General features: G+C 43.0%; 19 protein-coding genes. 8 read left to right on the forward strand and 11 right to left on the reverse strand.

Annotated features, from left to right (window positions below; genetic code table 11):
* Positions 1-30: 30 nt before the first annotated feature.
* The 3 genes from hemH to htpG all read right to left on the reverse strand — a co-directional run bounded on the left by hemH (position 31) and on the right by htpG (position 4,208).
* Positions 31-993: a ferrochelatase gene (gene hemH, locus AC3CIA_RS11655; RefSeq protein ID WP_054547642.1), complete on the reverse strand. Its 963-nt coding sequence runs from the start codon at positions 991-993 to the stop codon at positions 31-33.
* A gap of 277 nt (positions 994-1,270) precedes the next feature.
* Positions 1,271-1,915: an adenylate kinase gene (gene adk, locus AC3CIA_RS11660; protein WP_004734238.1), complete on the reverse strand. Its 645-nt coding sequence runs from the start codon at positions 1,913-1,915 to the stop codon at positions 1,271-1,273.
* Positions 1,916-2,303: 388 nt separating this feature from the next.
* On the reverse strand, positions 2,304-4,208 hold the full coding sequence (gene htpG, locus AC3CIA_RS11665; protein ID WP_479301272.1) for a molecular chaperone HtpG: 1,905 nt from the start codon (positions 4,206-4,208) through the stop codon (positions 2,304-2,306).
* 269 nt (positions 4,209-4,477) lie between these two features.
* On the opposite strand from htpG, the gene AC3CIA_RS11670 reads away from it, so the two are divergent.
* From AC3CIA_RS11670 to AC3CIA_RS11680, 3 genes are all read left to right on the forward strand, one after another.
* Complete coding sequence (locus AC3CIA_RS11670; RefSeq protein ID WP_054547641.1) at positions 4,478-5,389, forward strand: transcriptional regulator; 912 nt, start codon at positions 4,478-4,480, stop codon at positions 5,387-5,389.
* Position 5,390: 1 nt separating this feature from the next.
* Positions 5,391-5,906 (forward strand): regulatory protein ToxS, encoded by a 516-nt coding sequence (locus tag AC3CIA_RS11675; protein WP_054547640.1) that lies wholly within the window; start codon positions 5,391-5,393, stop codon positions 5,904-5,906.
* Between the two features lie 236 nt (positions 5,907-6,142).
* Entirely contained in the window at positions 6,143-6,373 is a 231-nt protein-coding gene (locus AC3CIA_RS11680; RefSeq protein WP_488518900.1) for an Rdx family protein, read from the forward strand.
* Between the two features lie 30 nt (positions 6,374-6,403).
* On the opposite strand, the gene yfcE is transcribed toward AC3CIA_RS11680, so the two are convergent.
* From yfcE to AC3CIA_RS11705, 5 genes are read right to left on the reverse strand one after another with little or no spacing between them, the layout of a single operon-like run.
* Positions 6,404-6,949: a phosphodiesterase gene (gene yfcE / locus AC3CIA_RS11685; RefSeq protein ID WP_479301274.1), complete on the reverse strand. Its 546-nt coding sequence runs from the start codon at positions 6,947-6,949 to the stop codon at positions 6,404-6,406.
* A 47-nt stretch (positions 6,950-6,996) separates the two neighbouring features.
* Entirely contained in the window at positions 6,997-7,404 is a 408-nt protein-coding gene (locus AC3CIA_RS11690; protein WP_050651629.1) for a CBS domain-containing protein, read from the reverse strand.
* Complete coding sequence (locus AC3CIA_RS11695; RefSeq protein ID WP_054547637.1) at positions 7,401-7,751, reverse strand: P-II family nitrogen regulator; 351 nt, start codon at positions 7,749-7,751, stop codon at positions 7,401-7,403. Before AC3CIA_RS11695 ends, AC3CIA_RS11690 begins: the two co-directional genes overlap by 4 nt.
* Complete coding sequence (locus AC3CIA_RS11700) at positions 7,741-8,535, reverse strand: DUF1538 domain-containing protein (RefSeq protein ID WP_017090179.1); 795 nt, start codon at positions 8,533-8,535, stop codon at positions 7,741-7,743. The genes AC3CIA_RS11695 and AC3CIA_RS11700 overlap by 11 nt, the downstream gene beginning before the upstream one ends.
* A complete protein-coding gene (locus AC3CIA_RS11705; RefSeq protein WP_017079455.1) occupies positions 8,532-9,266 on the reverse strand; it encodes a DUF1538 domain-containing protein in 735 nt (244 codons plus the stop codon). Before AC3CIA_RS11705 ends, AC3CIA_RS11700 begins: the two co-directional genes overlap by 4 nt.
* 300 nt (positions 9,267-9,566) lie before the next feature.
* Here AC3CIA_RS11705 and AC3CIA_RS11710 point away from each other — a divergent pair, with 300 nt between their 5' ends.
* The 5 genes from AC3CIA_RS11710 (at position 9,567) to AC3CIA_RS11730 (ending at position 14,181) form a co-directional block, all read left to right on the forward strand.
* Positions 9,567-10,481: a TIGR01777 family oxidoreductase gene (locus AC3CIA_RS11710; RefSeq protein WP_488518149.1), complete on the forward strand. Its 915-nt coding sequence runs from the start codon at positions 9,567-9,569 to the stop codon at positions 10,479-10,481.
* A gap of 43 nt (positions 10,482-10,524) precedes the next feature.
* Positions 10,525-11,352: an SDR family oxidoreductase gene (locus AC3CIA_RS11715; protein ID WP_488518150.1), complete on the forward strand. Its 828-nt coding sequence runs from the start codon at positions 10,525-10,527 to the stop codon at positions 11,350-11,352.
* Between the two features lie 394 nt (positions 11,353-11,746).
* Positions 11,747-12,601, forward strand: coding sequence for a co-chaperone YbbN (locus AC3CIA_RS11720; RefSeq protein ID WP_054547634.1), 855 nt, complete (start codon positions 11,747-11,749; stop codon positions 12,599-12,601).
* A gap of 197 nt (positions 12,602-12,798) precedes the next feature.
* Positions 12,799-13,728, forward strand: coding sequence for an SPFH domain-containing protein (locus AC3CIA_RS11725; protein WP_004734251.1), 930 nt, complete (start codon positions 12,799-12,801; stop codon positions 13,726-13,728).
* 3 nt (positions 13,729-13,731) lie between these two features.
* Entirely contained in the window at positions 13,732-14,181 is a 450-nt protein-coding gene (locus tag AC3CIA_RS11730) for an NfeD family protein (protein ID WP_017079451.1), read from the forward strand.
* A 581-nt stretch (positions 14,182-14,762) separates the two neighbouring features.
* Here the strand turns inward: AC3CIA_RS11730 and cueR are convergent.
* From cueR to AC3CIA_RS11745, 3 genes are all read right to left on the reverse strand, one after another.
* The gene (gene cueR, locus AC3CIA_RS11735) at positions 14,763-15,155 is read right to left on the reverse strand and encodes a Cu(I)-responsive transcriptional regulator (protein ID WP_054547633.1); all 393 of its coding nucleotides are present in this window, start codon (positions 15,153-15,155) and stop codon (positions 14,763-14,765) included.
* A 123-nt stretch (positions 15,156-15,278) separates the two neighbouring features.
* A complete protein-coding gene (locus tag AC3CIA_RS11740) occupies positions 15,279-16,082 on the reverse strand; it encodes a DUF2057 family protein (protein WP_054547632.1) in 804 nt (267 codons plus the stop codon).
* 97 nt (positions 16,083-16,179) lie between these two features.
* A complete protein-coding gene (locus AC3CIA_RS11745; protein WP_108122502.1) occupies positions 16,180-17,280 on the reverse strand; it encodes a porin in 1,101 nt (366 codons plus the stop codon).
* Positions 17,281-17,534: the final 254 nt, after the last annotated feature.

The raw sequence follows: 17,534 nt of genomic DNA on the forward strand, positions 1-17,534 counted from the left end.
CTTTTGTTATTTATTCTATTGGTATATTAGTTAGCGATGAAGCGCCACTAGCTCAGCCATCATATCGATGTGTGAGTCTCTGTCGTTAAGACACATAATGTAGCTAAAGTCTGAGCCACCAGCATCAATGAACGTCTCTTTACACTGGTCAGAAATCTCTTCCAACGTTTCCAAACAGTCAACCGAGAACGCAGGAGCCATGATATCAATCTTCTTGATGCCCTTACTCGGCAGTGATTCAAGTGTCTCGTCAGTGTAAGGCTTCAACCACTCTTCTCGACCAAATCGAGACTGGTATGTCATGGTGATATCGTCCGCTGATAAGCCTAACTCAGCAGCAAGTAATTTGGTCGTCGCTTCACAATGCTGAGGGTAGATGTCACCTTCATCAGCGAGTCGCTTCGGAATACCGTGGAAAGAACACACTAAATGATCGGCTCTACCATTTTCTTCCCAATGGCTACGAACACTTTCAGCCAGTGCTTTCGCATAGCTAGGGTGAGAATAATAATCTCGAATAAAGCGATAGCTCGGGATAACAGGCATTTTTTTGAAGGCTTTAGTTAAACCATCAGAAACGGCCGCTGTCGTTGTTCCTGAGTACTGAGGATACAGAGGTAGTACGATGATGTCTTCGACACCCTGCTCCATCAGTTGTTCGACACCCGTCTTAAGACTTGGGTTGCCATAGGTCATACCCAGCGCAACCGGCATTTGCAATTTCTTCTGCAGTTTCTCAGCTTGTCTTTGTGAGTACACAAGCAGCGGTGATCCATCGTCCATCCAGACAGACTGATACAATTTAGCCACTTTCGGAGCTCGAATCGGTAAGATCACCCCATGTAAAATAGGACACCAAAGCCAACGCGTTAGGTTTACGACTCGCTTATCGTGTAAGAATTCACTCAAAAATCGACGAACGCCAGCTGGAGTCGCCGAATCTGGTGTTCCTAAGTTCACCAGTAAAACGCCCTGCTTTTTATTATTTTCCATAGATACCTGAGACCAATGTGTGATTTTCTGGAACGTAATATACTAATCTGCATAAGTTTAAGATCATTGTTACGCAACTAAATTTAAGAATAGTCGTTCTTAACCTGAGTTATCGCAACATTACCTTGATCGTTAGCCGCGTAAATCTAAGCCGCAGCGCGGAAATTATGCACAATCGATTTTATCTAGATTGGTATATGACTAAAAATTGAAACAAAAAAAGCGACCTTAACGGTCGCTTCCAATATATCAAATTCTAAAACTGGCTGTTAGCCAATTATGCTAGTGCTTTCTCAAGTTCTGCACTAACTTCAGCAACTTGCTTAGTACCATCAAATTTAAGGTACTTAGTGTTACCTGCTTCTGCTTCCTTACCGTAGTAAGAAATAAGCGGAGCCGTTTGATCGTGGTATACGCCTAGACGTGCACGAACTGTTTCTTCTTTGTCGTCATCACGTACAACAAGCTCTTCGCCAGTGATGTCATCTTTACCTTCTTCTTTAGGTGGGTTGTACACACTGTGGTATGTACGACCAGAAGGAAGGTGAGCACGACGACCAGCCATACGCTCAACAATCACATCGTCAGCTACGTCGAATTCAACAACGTAATCAACAGCAATGCCCATTTCTTTTAGGCCATCCGCTTGTGGGATTGTGCGTGGGAAACCGTCTAGTAGGAAACCTTTCTCACAGTCATCTTGAGCGATACGCTCTTTGATTAGACCAAGGATAATTTCATCAGAAACTAGCTGACCAGCGTCGATTACTGATTTTGCTTGCTTACCAAGCTCAGTACCCGCTTTGATAGCAGCACGTAGCATGTCACCAGTTGAAATTTGAGGGATACCAAATTTGTTCATGATGAAGTTAGCTTGAGTACCTTTACCCGCGCCAGGAGCACCTAGAAGAATGATGCGCATGTTTAATCCTCTTATAAAAATTATGATTTATACCGAAGCTCACTATCCCGCCTTTCTGGTTTAATTTAGGTCAAACAAGAGAGGTTAGGTAACAACTGAGGCTAAGCACAACTGTAAACAGAAGCAAAACGGTAAGTTTCGGTATAACGTTTAAAAATCATACAACTGGAGATGATAGGTTCATAGTCCCAGCTGATTAGGTCGAGCATTCTATCACATTAATATTCAATTTGGCTGAAATTAAGACTAAAGAATGTATCGACAGCGTTTGCGTTCGTCTTGTTAGCAACTTTAGCAACATTTCGATGAAGTTAAGCGACGTTCATAAAAAAAGCCCGCATTGGCGAGCTTTTATTCATAATTATGGGCTTAGCCCAAAGTCGAAAGACTAACGTTTTGTTAGTAGCTCGTTGATTGCACCTAAGAATTGTGACGGATCTTCCATTGAGCCCTTTTCAGCCAGCATAGCCTGGCCAAGTAATAGCTCAACCCAGCGACCAAACGCTTGTTCGTCCGCTTCATCAGCCATCTGCTTCACCAGTACGTGCTCAGGGTTAATCTCAAAGATGTACTTAACTTCAGGTGCAGCTTGACCCGCAGCTTCAAGAAGCTTAGCCATTTGCGTGCCCATTTCGAAGTCGTCAGTGACTACAACCGCTGGCGTTGTCGCTAGCTTGAAAGTGGTACGAACTTCTTTAACACGATCACCTAGGTAAGATTGAGTGCGCTCAACAACAGATTTGAACTCTTCTTCTGCCTCTTTTTGCTTCTCTTTCTCTTCTTCGCCTTCGAACTTGCTTAGGTCTAAGCCCGCTTTGGTGATCGATTGGAACTGCTTACCATCAAAATCAGTCAGGTAGTTCATTACGTACTCATCAATACGATCGTACATTAGAACCACTTCGATACCTTTTGCTTTGAACTGCTCCAAATGCGGGCTGTTCTTAGCGGCAGCGTAGTTATCTGCTGTTAGGTAATAAATCTTGTCTTGACCTTCCTTCATACGTTCAACGTAAGACACTAGGCTGATAGCTTGGTCAGCAGAGTCAACTTCCGTTGATGAGAAGCGAAGTAAACCGGCGATTTTTTCTTTGTTCGCCATGTCTTCCGCTGGGCCTTCTTTCAGTACAAGGCCAAACTCTTTCCAAAACTCTAGGTACTTATCGTTGTCATTCTTCGCCATGCGCTCAAGCATAGTCAGGACACGCTTGGTACATGCGCCACGAAGAGACTGAGTTACCTTATTATCTTGCAAGATTTCACGAGACACGTTCAGTGGTAGATCGTTTGAGTCAATCAAGCCGCGAACGAAACGCATGTAAGATGGCATGAACTGCTCTGCATCATCCATGATGAATACTCGCTGTACATAAAGCTTAAGGCCGCTCTTATGGTCACGATTCATCATATCCCAAGGTGCTTTAGCAGGGATGTAAAGTAGGCTTGTGTAGTCGTTCTTACCTTCAACTTTGTTATGGCTCCACGTTAATGGATCAGCAAAGTCGTGAGATACGTGCTTGTAAAACTCCTGGTACTCTTCTTTCTCGATATCAGACTTGTTACGAGTCCAAAGCGCTTGAGCCTTGTTAATCTGTTCCCAATGTTTCTCTTCGGTGTCCTTACCTTCGTCATCTTTAACCGCAGTTAAGATTGAAACAGGGATACCGATGTGATCAGAGTATTTACCAATGACTTCACGCAGACGCCATTCATTTAGGAATTCTTTACCGTCTTCGCGCATATGAAGAATGATATCAGTACCACGAGACTCTTTAGTGATGTCTTCGATGGTGTAATCACCTTCCCCTGCAGAGTGCCACTGAACAGCTTCATTACTCGCTAGACCTGCTGCACGTGTGCGAACCGTTACCGCGTCTGCAACGATGAATGCAGAATAGAAACCAACACCAAATTGACCAATCAATTGAGAGTCTTTGCTTTGGTCTTCAGACAGCTTTGAGAAAAAGTCTGCAGTACCCGATTTAGCAATCGTACCTAAATGCTCAATAACGTTGTCGCGGCTCATGCCGATGCCGTTATCTGAAATCGTTAAAGTATTGGTTTCAGCGCTAAAAGATAATTTTACGCCTAGGTCTGCATCACCTTGGTAAAGGTCACCGTTTGACAAGGCTTGGAAACGAAGCTTATCAGCCGCGTCAGATGCATTAGAGATCAGCTCACGTAAGAAGATTTCTTTATTTGAATACAGTGAGTGAATCATTAGGTGAAGTAGTTGTTTTACTTCAGATTGAAAGCCACGAGTCTCTTTATTTTGCGTTGCTGTTTCGCTCATTTTTACTCCAAAACATCTATACTTTATGTTGAATACCATAGGGGCGTAACACTTGATGCCACTCTTATGTTCATTAACATGAGGATGACAAATGTAAATTCAAGGTCAAAAATCATAAAAACACTGTTTTTTTGATCTGTTTTTATTATCCTTGAGTCTGATAAATATAAAAGAACATAAAAGAAGCCATGATTTGGTGAAGAATTAACGGAACTTCACCTGAGATTTGTCTATTTCGCACTCAAAATTATCCAAAATAGAAGAATTCAATGAGCAATATCGGCACAAAGTTTATTCTCGCACAGCGGTTCGTATTCGACCCAAATAGCAATTCACTTGTTGATCAAATGAGCGACGGCGAAGTCGTGCGCCTTGGCAGCAATGAAAGCCGCATTCTCCTGATGCTGTCAGAAAGACCCAATGAAGTTATCACTCGTAATGAATTGCACGAGTATGTTTGGCGAGATCAAGGCTTTGAGGTTGATGACTCAAGCTTAACGCAAGCAGTTTCGACCCTGAGAAAGATGCTCAAGGACTCGACCAAATCTCCAGAATTCGTAAAAACGGTACCTAAACGCGGTTACCAATTTATTGCAACCGTTGAACGCTCTGCACCACTTTCATCAAATGATCAGCCAGCAGCGGCTGAAATTGCAGAAAATGACGTAGAACCTATCTTAACGTTTGCAACGCCTACAATGACCGAAGAAGCAATGACTGAAGCTGTTGAGCCCGAGTCAATTACAAAGTTTCAAGAAACCAAAGTTGAAGTGGAACCAGCAACAACACCAACTGCGACCCCGGTTAAAAGCACCAATAAGTGGTTAGCGTTTTCGTTATTGCTTGCGGCTTTCATCATGCCAATTCTGGTTTTAACGTTTACTAACCCCGCAGAATCCGAGTTCAGAACATTGACTGAAGTGGATGGTGTAAAAATTCAAACCCCAATCAATCATCCTGATCTCAGCAGTTGGCTACCTGCGATAGAGAAGTGTGTATTGCGCTACAACACCAATCACACTGGCATGCTGAAACCGACTGAGGTGATTGCAACTGGTGGACAAACCAACAACCTTGCCCTCAACTACATTCACCCGCAAGATTACTCTAGCGAAAATGTAACCCTAAGAATTTACGCAAACCAGTCGGATGTAAACGACATTTGTAACGGTGGTCAGTAACATGAAATTAAAAGTATCGATTATTTTACTGGTTCTATCTGCATTTTTAAGTGGTTGGTTATATTGGGGCAGCGATGCAAAAGTAGAGCGCTTGCTCACTCAGCATGAATGGCAATCGAAAATGGTGACTCTGATTAGCGATAACAAGCAAGCTGACTCAATCGGGCCGCTTCGTAAAGTTGAATTGTCATCGAATGCGAAATACCTACCAAATGGTACGTACCTGAGAATGTCAGTGGTTAGGCTGTACAGCACTCAAACTGCACCTGCGAATGTGATCAACATATCTGAAACAGGTCAGTGGGATATTAACGATAACTATTTACTGATTTCGCCAACGGAGTTTAAAGATGTAACTTCTGCTGAGCGCCAAGACTTTTCGGAAGAGCAACTCGAACTTATCACTCAAGTGATTAAGATGGATGCAGAGCAAAGCCGACGCATTGATATTATTAATCAGAAAGCACTGCTGCTCACTAGCTTAAATCACGGTTCTACCGTTTTGTTCTCAAACTAAAACTCTGCAGTTATTTATGTATATCAATAGCTGAATACCATTAAACGGTATATCAATAGAAAGGGGCATGATGCCCCTTTTTTGTTAGCCGTTGGCATCAAATTACGGATGTAGCATTTTAAGGATTAACTATGAATACGGATCAACCAAACCTGACGCCAGCAAAAGCGACAGCAACAAAAGCGACAGCAACAAAAGCGACAATCGCAATACACTATTGCCGTCAGTGTAATTGGATGCTTCGTTCAAGTTGGTTATCCCAAGAGCTGCTGCATACCTTTAGCGAAGAAATTGAACAAGTGAGCTTGCATCCAGACACCGGAGGCAGGTTCGAAATCTTTTGTAATGGTGTGCAGATTTGGGAAAGAAAAGCAGATGAAGGTTTTCCAGAAGCGAAAGTTCTGAAGCAAAGAGTGCGAAACATCATTGCTCCAGACAGGGACCTCGGCCACGTAGACTCAAAGTGAGCCTTTTCTAACGCCGCCGATTGAGTTTATTTAAAGCTCGCCACTCACAATTACGTCACCTTTAAGGCTAATGACTTTAAAGGTATTATTTTCATAGATGCCATGGCTCGCTGCGTGACCATCTCGTGGGAATGTCACCGAACTAGGGTTAAAGATAAAGATATCATCTTGGTATTCGGCAACTGGAATATGGGTATGTCCATGGGCAATAATATCACCCGCTTTTAGTGCTGGTCGTTTAGTGGTGTTATACAAATGACCATGGGTTAGAAAGATACGCTGACCTGATTCCAATAACACCCATGAGTAATCCATCATCATTGGAAAAGACAACAACATCTGATCCACTTCACTGTCACAGTTACCACGAACGGCAATGATCTCTTGAGAAAACGCATTCAACTTCTCTGCAACCGCCGGTGGATTGTATCCTTCGGGAATCGGGTTTCTTGGACCATGATTCAGAATGTCACCCAATAGCACTAAATATTGCGCACCAGACGCTTGGTAGAGTTCTAATACCTTTTCTGTTGCTGGCAGCGAACCGTGTAGGTCTGAAGCAAAAAATAATTTCACACGTACTTCTCCATAAAATTTATGAGCCTATTGTACGTATCTAAATGCTACACGTCATCTCTCACCATACCGTTGATCACGATATTATTGTAACTAACCATACCGACTATTTTGTTATCACGAACTACTGGCGCGCGACTGATACCAAAGCGTTCAAACAGGCGAGCGCAATACTTTACGTTCATCTCAGCAGACACGCTTAGCGCTGGCTTGGTCATGATTTCATAAACATTGGTTCGCTTGGGAGATCGATTCTTAGCCAACACTTTCTTTGCTATATCATTCATCAACACGATACCGTACTCATCATCCTCGTGGCGTTTATCGACAATGATTGCCTTCACTTTGTGCTTCTTCGCCATCTCTATCGCTTCTAACACCGTAGTTAGCCCATCGATAATCACATACGTATTGGCCATGACATCGCCTACTCGGATCTTTTCACTGGTACTCATAGCTCATCCTCCACAACCTTTGTTAACGTCTCAACTTGGTGCGCAACGCCTACTGCATCTTCCACATCTATCTGTACTGCAATACCCTGTCCCGATTCTTGGTCAAACTCCCCCACTTCACTAATTCTTTCGAGAATATGCCTTGCTAGATGCTCCTCAACGACAAACAGCAGCACATCTTTTTGCACCTCTAATGTTAATCCAAAGAAGGTGCGCTTTTGGTTTAAGCCCTGCCCTCTGGCATTATTAATCACGGTTGCTCCGGTTGCGCCCGCATCACGCGCGGCATCGAGCACAGTGTCGGTTTTGCTCTCTTCTACAAACGCTAGGATAAGTTTAAAGCGCATCTTTGCTCTCCTTAGAGGTGTGTAAACGGTTTAACCATTGGGTTATTTGGGCGTAGCTCATCACCGAAATGATGGGGAACAAACTCGCAAAGGCGATTAAGCCGAAACCGTCTATTACTGGATTTCGTCCCGGTACAGTTGAAGCAAGCCCTAATCCAAGAGCCGTCACTAAAGGCACAGTCACGGTAGATGTCGTAACCCCGCCTGAATCGTAGGCCAATGGAATGATCAATTTGGGGGCGTAAAAGGTTTGAATCACAACAATTACATAGCCACAAATAATGTAGTAATGGATAGGATCGCCCGCAACAATACGGTAGCTACCCAATGAGATACCGATGGCAACGCCTAATGCCACAGCGATTCTCAGTCCGTTAACACTGATACTGCCACCGGATACTTGGTTTGCCTTAATCGCTACAGCAATCAAAGAAGGCTCGGCTATCGTGGTACTAAAACCAATACAAAACGCAAACAGGTAAACCCAGTAATAATCAAACCAAGCCAATGAAAGACCAGAGCTGATCTTAAACTCAGTCAAAAAGCTTGGTTCGGTGAGTTGCATTGCCATCGTCTCCCCTAGAGGGAATAATGCGAGCTCCAACCCCATCAAAAAGAGTGATAAGCCAAGAATGACGTAAAAGAAACCGATGAGCACTTTGGCAAGGTTATTGACAGGCTTACGCAGTACCGCTAACTGAAAACCGAAGATGATCACCGCAATCGGAATCACATCCATCACAGTGCCTAGAAAGGTGTCGATAAATTGCTGCACACTGATCATGTCACCACCATCCCGTACACCATGACAAACATCATCGGCAGAAGTGAAGCAAACGCGATCAATCCAAAGCCATCAATCATAGGATTTCGTCCTTTAATCGCCGAGGCTAAACCTACGCCTAATGCGGTCACTAACGGAACGGTGATCGTCGATGTTGTGACGCCGCCAGAGTCGTACGCAATCCCAATAATGTTTTCCGGGGCAAAAGCCGTGAGCACCACTACTCCAATATAACCACCGATGATCATGTACTGAATTGGCCAACCTTTTAAGATCCGAAGTACGCCTAATAGAATGGCAATACCGACCGATAACGCCACAGTGAAGCGCAGGCCATCGGCATATTGTTCCCTTTCATCTAAAGAGTTGGGAATAACACCACCTTCAGCTGCAACTTCTGCTGCTTCAGCAGCCACTGCGGTTAACGCCGGTTCGGCAATGGTGGTACCAAAGCCTAAACAAAAAGCGAACGTCAATAACCAAAACACGCTCCCCTTACGAGCAAATGCTTGCGCCATCGATTCGCCAATTGGGAACAGACCCATTTCAAGGCCAAAGATAAAAAAAGTCAGTCCAAAAACCACCAGCACTAAGCCAGTTAGAATAGACAAAAGATGAGGGAGTGGCTCTTGCAAAACAGCAAGCTGGAAGAAAGCAATCACCGCCACGATCGGCAAGAGATCCCTTAGACTACCTAACATGGCTCGAAACAAAGCAAGCACTGCCGTCATCGCAACTCCTAGTCATTGAAATTGTGTCTGGTTATTAATTACTAATAATCATGGCAAATCCTTATCATTCCTTATGTGACAAATATTACGCAGTTGGTAACATATCCGAGTAAAGTCCATAAGTGTGATAGCGGTATACATCCTAACTTGATGAATTTAATTTCATTCTTTCGTAAATTGATACGGCGTAATTTGGGTATCACACGATTGAAACCAACTGATCGTTATAGTGATTTTTTCGTATTGATTGGCGTTCAAAAACAAGCCATGTCTATAATTATGTTTAATAGGGAGATTGGTATGAAGATATTGTTAACTGGTGGTACGGGATTTATTGGTTCTGAATTGGTCAAAAGCTGGAACACTGACGACGTAACATTATTGACGCGGAGCCCCGAAAAAGCGAAGCAAAACCTAAATCATCTGAACCAGAATAACCTTCATTACATTCAATCTCTTGATGGACTGAGCGATCTCAATGACTTCGATGTAGTGGTCAATCTTGCTGGCGAACCTATCGCTGACAAGCGTTGGAGTGCGGAGCAAAAAGAGAAGATCTGTAACAGCCGCTGGCACATTACTGAAAAACTGGTCGAGTTAATTCATGCCAGCAGCAACCCGCCGAAGGCTTTTATTAGCGGCTCAGCCGTGGGTTACTATGGTGATCAACAGCAACATCCGTTTGACGAATCACTACAAGTAGAAGATGAAAGCTTTCCTCACAAAGTTTGCGCTCATTGGGAAGAGATAGCCAAGAGAGCACAATCAGAAAGAACACGCGTGATACTACTGCGAACAGGTATTGTACTTGGTGAAAATGGCGGTGCGCTCAAAAAGATGCTTATGCCGTACAAACTAGGAGTTGGTGGACCGCTAGGTTCAGGCGAGCAATACATGCCTTGGATTCACATGCTGGATATGGTGAGAGCCATCAACCACTTATTGTCGATGCCTCACGCTCAAGGGGAATTTAATCTATGTGCCCCACACCCTGTCACCAACAAACTGTTCAGCAGCACACTCGCCAAGCAACTACGTCGACCTCATTTCTTATTCACTCCTAAATGGGCAATGTCGCTACTCATGGGTGAATCTTCTTGTCTGCTCTTTGACAGCATTCGTTCCAAACCAAAGAAGCTCACTGAAATGGGATTTATCTTTAGTTACTCAAGAATCGAACCGGCACTAAAAAACTTGTTACAACATCAAGACTAATTCTTTACTCTAAAGCGATAGATACTCTAATAAAGGATTAAGTGTGAACAAGTCGATTCTTATCACTGGTTGCTCAACAGGCATTGGCTATACATGTGCTCATGCACTTCAAAAACGTGGCTTTCATGTCATTGCATCTTGCCGTGACCCACAGGATGTTCAACGCCTTCAAGATGAAGGCCTCACTTGTATTCAATTAGATCTTTCCAACCAAGAGAGTATCGAGAATGGCGCCAAGCTTGCGATTGCACTCGCACCTAACGGGTTGTATGGGTTATTCAATAACGGCGCTTACGGTCAAGCAGGCGCGCTAGAAGACTTACCGACCCAGGGGCTCAGGGAGCAATTCGAAACCAACTTCTTTGGTTGGCATCATCTTGTTTGTCAGATCCTCCCGCACATGCGCGAACGTGGTGAAGGCCGAATCGTGCAAAACAGTTCCGTATTAGGTTTTGCCGCCATGAAATATCGTGGCGCTTATAATGCGTCAAAGTTCGCGATTGAAGGCTGGACGGATACCTTGCGTTTAGAGCTGCATGGCAGCGGTATACACATCTCGTTACTGCAACCTGGGCCAATTGAGACTCAATTTAGAACCAATGCCCTGAAAGCATTCAATAAATGGATCAACATTTCTGGCAGTGCTCACCAAGACGCTTACCAACAACAAAAAGACCGACTCGAAAAGGAGTCATCGAACAACGCTTTTGTTCTGCCACCTGAGAGTTGTATCGAACCTGTATTTCACGCACTTTCGGCCAATAAACCCAAGCTAAGATACCGAGTTACGACCCCGACTACAGTGTTCGCGGTATTGAAAAGGATTCTGCCGAGTCGCTGGCTAGACCCTATTTTGAGAAAAGCTGCATAATTTTCTAACTTTGAATGCACAGTCGCAAACTTTAATGTAACGATGTAATTTTTCCGTAACAATAAGATGTCATGATTTATCCTATCTCATCAATTACTCCCAATTGGTGAATCTAATCTGGATATTTCATGACTTTAAACCGCCTTAATTGGGTAGGTGTGAGTGTGGCGATTACGTTGTTTATTCTGTTTTGAGTATCTCACGCAATACCTCACTGACCACCTCAATGATAACGCTATGCCCTCCCTGTTGAGATAACCACCTATCAACATTGAAGCATAGCGTTTTCTATTTTGGCTCTTTTTATTTGAGATAACCAAGTTAGATCTTGAAGTTACCAGCATCTCCCCCCATATTTGCAACGTACCCACAAAACACACCTCAAGGAACGTAAATGCAATCTCCGCATATTGTTGAACTTAATGAGCAGAACTTTCGTCAAGTATTAGAAGGTTCGATGCAGACCCCTGTACTCATCCAATTTTGGGCACCAATGAGCCAGGAGAGCGCCCAAGTCATTCCTGAACTGCAAACATTAACTCAGCAATACAACGGCGCTTTCACCCTAGCCCTATTGAACTGTGAGCAAGAGCAAGCCATTGCTAGCCAATTTGGGGTTCAAGCACTACCGACTATTGCACTGTTTGTTAACGGTCAGCCTGTCGATGGGCTTGGTGGCCCTCAGAGCTTAGAAGCCATTGTTGAAATGCTAAACAAGCACCTTCCTAGCCAAGATGAACTTGCATTACGTCAAGCTCTAGAGCAAATGCAAGCTGGTGAGCACACACAAGCACTAGCAGCCATGCAGCAACTCCCAGCAGAGCTGACGAATAAAGGTGAAGTAAAACTGGCGATCGCAGAGTGTTTGTTAGAAACGCAACAGTTTGATCTTGCTGAAACTCAGCTAGCCACCATTCCTCTAGAGTACCAAGACAACTACTACAAAGGCCTAGTCGCGAAACTTGAACTTCACAAGCAAGCAGCAGACAGCCCTGAAATACAGGCATTAGAAACCGCTCTGCAGCAAGACCCGAATGACGCTAAGACTGCCTCTGAGTTAGCATTGCAATATCACCAAGTGAACCGCAACGAAGAAGCGATGGAGCTGTTGTGGTCTTTCCTAGCAAAAGATCTAAATACTTGCGATGGCGATATGAAAAAAGAGTTCATGGACATCTTAAGTGCGCTTGGGCAAGGAAACCCAGTTGCCAGTAAGTACCGTCGACAACTGTACTCTCTGCTTTACTAACAAAACCCTAAAATCGTTAGATTAAACATCGAAAACTGACAATTTAATCAATTAGTTTATCGAATGAAACAATATAAAATGGGCCATAAAATCAATATTTTATGGCCCATTTCTCGTTTATAAATTTGCTCAGAATTTAAATATGAGCCAGTATCAATAGTGAACTATCAAAAACTTAAACTTACAAAGGATTTTGTATGGCTATTGATACATTGATTACTATTGGCGTCTTTACTGTCGTCGCACTACTGTTCATTTTCGCTGGTGTCAAAACCGTTCCACAAGGCAATAACTGGACCGTAGAACGCTTTGGCCGCTATACACAGACACTCAAACCAGGCCTAAACCTGATCATTCCATTTATCGATAAAGTCGGACAACGCATCAGTATGATGGAACGAGTTCTCGATATCCCAGCTCAAGAAGTCATCTCCAAAGATAATGCTAATGTCATGATTGATGCAGTTTGCTTCGTACAAGTTATCGATGCACCGAAAGCGGCTTATGAAGTAAATGACCTTGAGCATGCGATCCGTAATTTAACCCTCACCAATATCCGTACAGTACTTGGCTCTATGGAACTGGATGAAATGCTTAGCCAGCGTGACATGATCAATACCAAGCTGCTAAATATCGTGGATGAAGCAACTAATCCATGGGGCGTAAAAGTTACTCGTATCGAAATCAAAGATGTACAGCCACCAGCTGATCTAACCGCCGCGATGAATGCCCAGATGAAAGCTGAGCGAAACAAACGTGCCGACATTTTGTCGGCTGAAGGTGTAAGACAAGCTGAGATCCTAAAAGCAGAAGGTCATAAGCAATCAGAAATCTTAAAAGCGGAAGGTCAAAAGCAAGCAGCAATCCTGCAAGCAGAAGCTCGTGAGCGTGCAGCAGAAGCAGAAGCTAAAGCGACAGAAATGGTATCGACAGCCATCGCTCAAGGTGACATGCAAGCGGTCAATTACTTTATTGCACAAGGTTACACCGACGCACTGAAGTCTATTGGCCAAGCTGAAAACGGCAAGATAATCATGCTACCACTCGAAGCGACTGGCCTAATGGGTTCTGTTGCAGGTATCGCAGAGATGTTTGCACAAAGCAACGACAAGGGTAGTAAGGACTAACTTATGTTCGAGTTACTAGAGCAAGTAAACCACTGGCATTGGTTAGCATTTGGTCTAGCGCTGCTAGCCCTAGAGCTGGTTGGTACTGCTGGTTACTTTTTGTGGATAGGCATATCTGCCATGTTGGTCGGAGCGCTATTAGGCGCGCTACCAATCGGTTGGCAGATGCAATGGTTGTCCTTTGCGAGTTTTTCACTTATCACCACTTGGTTGTGGTGGAGAAGACAACTATCTAATGACAAGCAGTCAGACGCTGGACGAGAGCTAAATCAAAGAGAAAAACAACTTGTAGGGCAAACTGTTTTTCTTACCGAAGAGGTCAAAAGAGGCAACTGCCGAATTAAGGTAGGAGACTCTTCTTGGTCAGCAAGAGCTAGCCAAGATATTCCATCAGGCACAGAAATTAAGATTGTGGCATTAGACGGAATAATTCTAATAATCCAGCCTTTATAGCTAATTAGCATATTAGGCCTACATTATCGATAAATGTAGGCTTTAATAACTTTAGAGAGCAAAGAACATTCGAATTATCATTGTGATAGATTGAATTGAAAAAAAAATAAGTTCTTATTTCGTAAAGCTAAAAAGTTTGATTGAGCTAAAAAGATATAAGAAAGTCAGTTTTCTTATCCAAAATATATATGAATAGTTAACCTTACTCTCCCTTAATTATAATTATTAAAAATGTTAAGCCCGTCCAATTTTTGAAATTTTCTTTTCCTTGTCCATACTTTCAATTATCTCAACTAGAGATAAACCTAATGGAGTTTGTATGAGACATTTTTTAATAATTCTAACGGCTATTTTCAGCTTAACATTCGGAAGCGCTCTGGCGAGCAGTCAGTCTCCAGGTAACGGAAACATGGGGCCTATTGTTAAGTGTTCAGATGGAAACGCGGTCACTCATGTGCCACTTTTAATCTGTAAACACTATGGCGGAAAGGTACTTTGATAGGTAACTAATGTCAGGCAAGTAATATTCTTTGTTGCCTGACACACTATTTGATTGTTAGGCAAGCTTTAAAGAAAATATGTTATTTTCGGCCTGACAAATTGTTCAAAATTGGGCATTCGTTTGAAGCATCTCCCGGGCAATCATGCACCCAAGACTGTAACTGAGCCTTCATTTTATTTAACTCAGCAAGTTTCAATTCAATTTCATCTAACTTCTGAGTGGCCTTCTTTTTTACTTCGTAGCTTTGTCTGTTTGGGTTCATTGCCAACTCGACAAGCGACTTACACTCATCGAGAGTGAATCCAACCATTTTAGCTCTCAGTACGAACTCTAACTGTTCGATATGAATCTCGCCGTATTGCCTGTAACCATTTTCTGATCGGTGTGGTGGGCTCATCATTCCTTTACTTTCGTAAAAACGAATGGATTTAGCTGTTGTACCAACACGTTTTGCTACTTCACCAATATTCACTCTATTACCTACAATTCAAATTGTTACCTAAAACAAAGAGCGCGACCTAAAACGAAAAACCGCAGTACTGCTGTTATACAATACTGCGGTTGAAAAACATAGCTAGAGACTTACGTTAAAGGCTTACTCTTGCTCTAACAGCCAAATCATAGTTTGAGATTTTTCTTCGCTGTCTAGCTTATTGAACCAATATGAAACCATCTCGATTTCTTTTGAGCCTTCAATTGATGCTGGAGAAGCGTTTTTACGATTTTTGAATGCCCAATCTGTCACTGCAGACTGCTCCTCTTTTGTTGCTTGGCTATACCAGTAGTTAACCATCTCTTGAGCTTGAGAAGCTTTTGGTTCTTCAGCAACAACCGCTGCTACAGGCACCGCGACTGGGGCAACCGCGATCGCAGTATGATTATTCGCACCATTGTAGATCGTGTCTATATACGCTTTCGGCACAATAAAGTTTGTACTCATTGTTGAGTTTTGTCCATCAAGCGTAAACTCTAAATTTTTTTCTCTTGCTTGCTGGATATCAGCGTCGCTTAATGGAAATTTAATATATTGAGTCTTTGTACAGTGCTCGCTGCAACTTTCTCTTGGAACCTGTCTCTCTTCTAGCTCTATCGTCTTGCCGAAAAAGCTTACAGTTTCATATTCTTTATAGCTCTGGAAGTAGCTCACATCCATTATAATTGAAGATTCTGGAGCCGAATTCTGTGTTACTTCTTTGTTGTACGTAAAGTAGAGTGACGATTTCAAGATGTCTGCTCCAACATTCGCTTTACTTTCCGCAACGTAAGATTGCCCAGTTACCTGAATATAACCACCTTTAGGCTGTACATCCGCAACTGAATCTGAAAAATTACTTTTTGAATCGAGTGAACTACAAGCTCCCAAAAATAATGATAATACAACTACACTAACTTTATTCATTATGACTAATTCCTTATGTTCACTATGGAAAAACGCTGGCAAAATAATTTACCAGCGTTTTGATTCTCTTTAACTATTTTAAGCTGATAACTTTAGCTTAGAAACCGTACTCAAGACCAACGCGAGTTACGATATCTGTATCAGCGTCGCCAACAGTACGACCCGCTACACGTAGGTAAGGCACGAAACCGTTGTGAACTGCCATTAGCTGACCAGAGATAGTGTTGCTATCTGAGTTAGCTTCTTTATTACCGTTAAGTTCAGATTCTAGGTTCGCTGCATAACCCAGTTTGAAACCAATTGGACCGTTCCAGTATTGACCAATAACAGAATAAGAATCTTGTGTTTGCTTGCGAATACCGTTGTCTAGCTCTTCGCCTTTAAATGCTGCCGCGATACCGAAGCCAGCAGGTAAGCTTGCTTCGAAACCAACGATATATGCGAACGTATCATCATCGTAGCCAGCAACTTCCGGAGCTTGCTCTGCATTACCATTTTCATCAAATGACCAGTCACCACCTGAAGCCGCGACTACACGAGTACCCGATTCAACAGCACCCATGAATGTCACTTTTTCGAAGCTGTACTTAGCGCTTGCACCAACGAAGTTTGCGTCACGAGTCGCGGCACCACCACCGTTGTCGTTATCATCACGACCAACAGAAGCTGCAAAAGAGAAACCACCAAATTTAGCTGAATCGTAACGTACTTGGTTAGATTGACGATCGTAGTGACCATTGATGCCGCCCCAATCGAATACAGAACCTAGACCAGGGTTAGAGAATGGCCAATCAACGATTTCGTATAGTGGCGTAAGAACACGACCCACACGTAGGTTACCCCAAGAGCCCGAAGCGCCAACGAACGTATCACGGAAACCAAGCACACCGCCTGAAACACCACCATGAGACCAATCTGTGCTATCTACGTAACCAGATTCAATCTGCATTGTGATTAATACGTCATCAAACATCTCTTTATGAGCACGGAAGCCGATACGAGATTCATTCTCTACAGCGTAACCTGAGCTAGAGTCATTGTTATCAGTCGTGTTGTAGTTAACTAGAGAGATAGCTGCAACACCGTATACGTCAACGTTGAAATCAGAGTTGATACCGACTTCTTTCGCCATTACGCCTGTCGATAAAAGTGCAACCGTTGCACCTAGTAGAGTACGTTTGAAAATTTTGTTTTCCATGGAATAAAACTCCTAAAAATGGATATAGCTGTTTGAATATTCCCCGCCTAAAGTTGGCCGCCGTAGAGAGAAATACCTTTTCTTGTTTGAGAACCCTAAACTCGAATTCTCTATTTCCTTTCTGGTTATACACATCGTGTGCATCCATGGCATTAAGACTAACTTCGCCCTCAAAAAGATCAATGAGAACTTAATTTTCATCTAAAAAAATATGAGTTGGTGCAAATTTAGTAGGTACTTAGTGATCCAGATCG

It is taken from the genome of Vibrio sp. QJM3NY_27 (assembly GCF_057785955.1).

Bases quoted from the DNA above. Each gene is read 5' to 3' on its own strand.
- hemH (WP_054547642.1), bottom strand. From the start codon at position 993: ATGGAAAATAATAAAAAGCAGGGCGTTTTACTGGTGAACTTAGGAACA.
- adk (WP_004734238.1), bottom strand. From the start codon at position 1,915: ATGCGCATCATTCTTCTAGGTGCTCCTGGCGCGGGTAAAGGTACTCAA.
- htpG (WP_479301272.1), bottom strand. From the start codon at position 4,208: ATGAGCGAAACAGCAACGCAAAATAAAGAGACTCGTGGCTTTCAATCT.
- AC3CIA_RS11670 (WP_054547641.1), top strand. From the start codon at position 4,478: ATGAGCAATATCGGCACAAAGTTTATTCTCGCACAGCGGTTCGTATTC.
- AC3CIA_RS11675 (WP_054547640.1), top strand. From the start codon at position 5,391: ATGAAATTAAAAGTATCGATTATTTTACTGGTTCTATCTGCATTTTTA.
- AC3CIA_RS11680 (WP_488518900.1), top strand. From the start codon at position 6,143: ATGCTTCGTTCAAGTTGGTTATCCCAAGAGCTGCTGCATACCTTTAGC.
- AC3CIA_RS11690 (WP_050651629.1), bottom strand. From the start codon at position 7,404: ATGAGTACCAGTGAAAAGATCCGAGTAGGCGATGTCATGGCCAATACG.
- AC3CIA_RS11695 (WP_054547637.1), bottom strand. From the start codon at position 7,751: ATGCGCTTTAAACTTATCCTAGCGTTTGTAGAAGAGAGCAAAACCGAC.
- AC3CIA_RS11700 (WP_017090179.1), bottom strand. From the start codon at position 8,535: ATGATCAGTGTGCAGCAATTTATCGACACCTTTCTAGGCACTGTGATG.
- AC3CIA_RS11705 (WP_017079455.1), bottom strand. From the start codon at position 9,266: ATGACGGCAGTGCTTGCTTTGTTTCGAGCCATGTTAGGTAGTCTAAGG.
- AC3CIA_RS11710 (WP_488518149.1), top strand. From the start codon at position 9,567: ATGAAGATATTGTTAACTGGTGGTACGGGATTTATTGGTTCTGAATTG.
- AC3CIA_RS11720 (WP_054547634.1), top strand. From the start codon at position 11,747: ATGCAATCTCCGCATATTGTTGAACTTAATGAGCAGAACTTTCGTCAA.
- AC3CIA_RS11725 (WP_004734251.1), top strand. From the start codon at position 12,799: ATGGCTATTGATACATTGATTACTATTGGCGTCTTTACTGTCGTCGCA.
- AC3CIA_RS11730 (WP_017079451.1), top strand. From the start codon at position 13,732: ATGTTCGAGTTACTAGAGCAAGTAAACCACTGGCATTGGTTAGCATTT.
- AC3CIA_RS11740 (WP_054547632.1), bottom strand. From the start codon at position 16,082: ATGAATAAAGTTAGTGTAGTTGTATTATCATTATTTTTGGGAGCTTGT.
- AC3CIA_RS11745 (WP_108122502.1), bottom strand. From the start codon at position 17,280: ATGGAAAACAAAATTTTCAAACGTACTCTACTAGGTGCAACGGTTGCA.